The sequence below is a fragment of the Lactobacillus nasalidis genome, assembly GCF_016587775.1.
In the GTDB taxonomy this organism is placed as follows: Bacteria; Bacillota; Bacilli; order Lactobacillales; family Lactobacillaceae; genus Lactobacillus; species Lactobacillus nasalidis.
The window spans coordinates 1-3,805 of sequence record NZ_BOCG01000348.1 but is presented as its reverse complement, the minus strand read 5'-3'; the positions used below and the strand labels follow the sequence as shown (position 1 = coordinate 3,805).

Annotated in this window: 3 protein-coding genes and 1 pseudogene; all 4 read right to left on the bottom strand. The window is 56.0% G+C overall.

Annotated features, from left to right (window positions below):
• Nucleotides 1-458, bottom strand: a 458-nt coding sequence (locus lacNas_RS06700) for an alpha-amylase family glycosyl hydrolase (RefSeq protein WP_244661433.1), incomplete at its 3' end; no start/stop codon positions are given.
• A gap of 116 nt (nt 459-574) precedes the next feature.
• Complete coding sequence (locus tag lacNas_RS06695; RefSeq protein ID WP_201331112.1) at nt 575-1,534, bottom strand: LacI family DNA-binding transcriptional regulator; 960 nt, start codon at nt 1,532-1,534, stop codon at nt 575-577.
• A gap of 134 nt (nt 1,535-1,668) precedes the next feature.
• The gene (locus lacNas_RS06690; protein ID WP_201331111.1) at nt 1,669-3,294 is read right to left on the bottom strand and encodes a glycoside hydrolase family 13 protein; all 1,626 of its coding nucleotides are present in this window, start codon (nt 3,292-3,294) and stop codon (nt 1,669-1,671) included.
• A 147-nt stretch (nt 3,295-3,441) separates the two neighbouring features.
• A pseudogene (locus lacNas_RS06685) lies at nt 3,442-3,805 on the bottom strand (alpha/beta hydrolase); the annotation flags it as partial.

Genomic DNA, 3,805 nt, shown 5'->3' with positions numbered 1-3,805 from the left:
TCGGCTGCCCAGCAGCTGCCGCCAAAGAAGCTGCCCCAGTTGTTGGGCCGGACGCCGTCTTTGCCGGCAAAAATGTAGTAGTCCCGGTAAGGGCTGGCCGGGTCAGCACAGGCGGCTTTGAACCAGGGGTGCTGGTCGGACGTGTGGTTTAAGACGAAGTCCATGATCAGCTTGATCCCGGCCTGGTGCAAATCGGCCACGAGCGCTTCAAAGTCTGCCATGGTTCCCATGACCGGGTCGATCTGGTAGTAGTCGCTGACGTCGTAGCCGTTGTCAACGCCTGGCGACTGGTAGATCGGGTTCAGCCAAACGGCATTGATTCCCAGCTGCTTTAAGTAGGGAATCCGCTGGCGGACGCCGTTCAAGTCGCCGATGCCGTCGCCGTTGCTGTCTTGAAATGATTTCGGGTAGATCTGATAAATAATGGCATTTTTTTGCCATGCATCCTGCTGTGTCATAATTCGTTTTCCTCCAGTAAAAATTTAAGCAGATGACAGTTAGCGCTTACAAGCCTGCCCTGCTTGTTATCGGTAACAAAAGCGCAAAAAAGCATCCCCGCAGGGATGCTTTTTGCCTATTTGGTTGATTCGGCCTCGCTCAGGGTCGGGTCGATAAAGACCTCGCCCTGCGGGGCGCCATTTTGCGAAATTTTGCGCAGAATCAGTTCGGCCAGCTTCTCGCCGATGACCCACAGGTTCTGCTTGACGGTCGTGATCGTCGGGGAGGACAGCTTGTCCAGCATTACCCCGTCATAGCCGATGACGCCAAAGTCTTCCGGAATCTTGGCTTCCGCTTCCACCAGCCCCTGGATCAGGCCCATGGCGATCCGGTCGCTGGCGCAGGCAAAGCAGGTGTTCTTCGGAAATTCGCCCAGGTGCTCCTGGATGAACTCGCGGGCCGCGGCCGCGCTGTTGTCCACCCGAAAGACGCTCGGAATCTTCTTGCTTTGCTGCATGGTGTTGACGTACCCTGCTTCTCTGGAGAATTCAAAGGCCTCGCGGACGTCGATGCCGATAAAGACTACGTTCCGGTAGCCGGCCTTCAAGGCGTACTTGGTCGCCATCGTCTCACCGAGCAGGTTGTTGGTGTCAACGAAGTCGTAGCCGCCCCGGTTTTCTCCAAAAAGAACGAAAGGCTGCTTGAGCTCATTGAGCATGGCGTAATCAGCGGTTCTGGCGCCAGTGATCACGTAGCCGTCAGCCGCCCCCTGGTCCAGCTGGCTCCCCTTCAAGAGCAGCTGCAGCGAGTAGTTCTTCTTCTTCAGTTCGGTTGCCATGCCGAACAGAACGTTGGTAAAGTACGGATCAGTCTGATCGATGTCTTCCAGAATGACGAACTTGACCACGCTGGTCAGGTTCTTGGCCAGGGCCCGGGCCGCGTTGTTGGGATGATAGTTCAGTTTGTGCATGGCGTCTTCAACGACGACCTGCAGCTCCGGGGCAACCAGTTCGGGGTGATTGATCACCCGCGAAACAGTCATCTTCGACACGTGGGCCTTGCGCGCCACATCTTCTAAAGTAGCGGTTCTCTTCAAGCAGTTTTCCTCCCATCAAGGATTCCTAGTCTAATTTTTTCCTGTCTTCACTTCCTACTTGTAGATTCTATCACAAAATTCCGCCTTGCTTGCAAATTTAAAAATTCGCTTTCACAAATTTAGATTATTGTTTATTATTCCAAACGGGCAATGAAGGCGCCGTAAGCCGGCAGGACGGCCCGCCCCAGATCTTCCGGAACGGGAACGTTGGCCAGCAGGACTTCCTTGACCTTGTCCGGCAAGGACACTTGCTGCTCTTTGCCGGTCAAGTTGCAGACGATCAGCCACTTGTCAGCGGCGTTTTCCCGCCGGTAGGCCATCACGCCGTCAGCTGTCTCCAAGAGCTCAAAAGAGCCATCGGTCAAAATCCGCTCCTGGTGGCGAAGGGCAATCAGCTTCTTATAGAAATAATAAATCGAATCTGGATCTTCCAGGGCCTGGGCAACATTGATTTCACGGCAGTTCGGGTTGACCGCCAGCCAAGGCTGGCCAGTGGTGAAACCAGCTGAAGCCGACCCGTCCCACTGCATCGGAGTCCGGGCGTTGTCCCGGCCGCGGGCATTGATGGCCTTGATCAGGTCTTCTTTCCTGCTCCCCTGCGCCAGGCGCTCCTGGTACATCCGCCGGGCTTCAATGTCTTCAACCTCATCGATGGAAGAAACCGGGCAGTTGGTCATGCCGATCTCCTCGCCCTGGTAGATGTAAGGCGTTCCCCGCAGGCCGTGCAGGAGGATTGCCAGCATCTTGGCGCTGCGCTCGCGGTACTGGCCGTCATCGCCAAAGCGAGAGACGATCCGCGGCAGGTCATGGTTGTTCCAAAAGAGGCTGTTCCAGCTGTGCTTGAAGTCCAGCCGCTGCCACTTGGCCAAAACGGCCTTCAGTTCGCCGTAGTCAAGCTGCCGGGTATCCCACTTTTCCTTGCCCTTTTGCGTGTCCAGCTCGGTAAACTCAAACTGGAAGACCATGGACAGTTCTTTTCTGTCCGGGTCGCTGTAAAGCGGCGCGTTGTCCAAAGTTGCTCCCCAGGTTTCCCCAACGGTCAAAAAGTCCAGGTCGCCAAAGGTCTCCCGGTGCATCTCCTGCAAATATTCGTGCAGCTTGGGCCCGTTGGCCGTGATTTCTTTTTCTGGCTGCTTGCCGATCAGCTCAATCACGTCCATCCGGAAGCCCCCGATCCCCTTGTCGATCCAGAAGTTCATCAAGTCGTAGACCTTCCGCCTTAGGGCCGGGTTCTTCCAGTTGAGGTCCGGCTGCTGCTTGGCAAACAAGTGCAGGTAGTACTGACCAAGCTGCTCATCGTATTCCCAGGCGCTGCCGGAGAACATGGAGCGCAGGCCGTTGGCCTTGTCGGCCCAAACGTAGTAGTCATGTTCCGGGGAATCCGGATGCTCGCGGGCTTCAATGAACCAAGGGTGCTGGTCGGACGTATGGTTGACCACCAGGTCCATCACGATTCTGATCCCCCGCTTCTTGGCCTCCCTGATCAGTTCGTCCATGTCGGCCATGCTTCCGTACTGGGGGTCGATGGCCTCGTAGTCGGCGATGTCGTAGCCGTTGTCAACGCCCGGGGACTTGTAGACCGGGCAGAGCCAGATGGCATCGATGCCCAGCCCCTGCAAATAGTCCAGGCGCTTGATGATCCCCTGCAAGTCGCCGATCCCGTCGCCGTTGGTGTCTTGGAAGGACTTGGGGTAGATCTGGTAGATGACCGCCTGCTTCCACCAAGGTTCTTTTGCCTGCTTGTTTTGTTCTGCTGTCATTTTGTTTCCTCGAATTCTCATCTTAAAACAGCTGAAGCGCTGTCATTTTTTCTACAAGCTTAGTATAGAAAAAGCTGGGACAGATGCAAGCAGTTACCGCTATCAAACGAAAAAAGAGCTGCCAAAGCAGCTCTTTTGTCATTTATTCTATTGGTACAGCTGGGTCAGCTTCCCCTTGTTTTGGTCATAGTCGATCCCTGAAAAAAGGTGCTCCAGCCACTCCAGGCTCATTTCGAACCAGCGGGCCGTGTGCGGGTTGCCCTGCCAGAAAATGTCCTCCGTGGACAGGTCGGGCGTGGCCAGGGAGTAGCCATGGTAGCCGATGTCGAACATGTGGGCCTCGCACTTGACCCCGTTTTTGAACAGGGCCTCCTCATAGGCCATGGCATTGGTTGGCAGGCAGATCGGGTCGTTCCAGGACTGGAAGATGAAGGTCGGCGGCGTCTTGGCGCTGACCCCCAGGGCCGTGTCGACCAGCTTCGGGTCCTCCGGCAGGGCGTCGTCGGCCTTG